Source organism: Leifsonia sp. HAY1-4F (genome assembly GCF_056755275.1).
The window spans coordinates 1-276 of record NZ_JBNDHX010000265.1 but is presented as its reverse complement, the minus strand read 5'-3'; the positions used below and the strand labels follow the sequence as shown (position 1 = coordinate 276).

1 pseudogene is annotated in these 276 nt (G+C 64.9%); it reads right to left on the bottom strand.

Annotated features, from left to right (window positions below):
• Window positions 1-276: pseudogene (locus ACPYOG_RS19470) on the bottom strand (LLM class flavin-dependent oxidoreductase); the annotation flags it as partial.

Genomic DNA, 276 nt, shown 5'->3' with positions numbered 1-276 from the left:
GAGGCCCAGCTTGCCGGCCAAACGGGCGCTGGGGCCGGCAGTTGAACCATGCACCCAGAACTGCGGCGCCTGGCCCAGGGCCGGGGTTGCGGTGACTTCCTCGCCGTGCCTGGTCCTGTACTCGCCCGTGAAGAATCCGATGATGTCCTGGACGTCGTTTTCGAAATTATCCGTGTCACCCGGGAAGCGGCCCAGCAGTTCACCCTGCAGCCGGAACTTCCTGGGCAGGACCGCGCCAAAGATGGGGCGAGGTGAGGGGATCAGCAAACCGTCAAC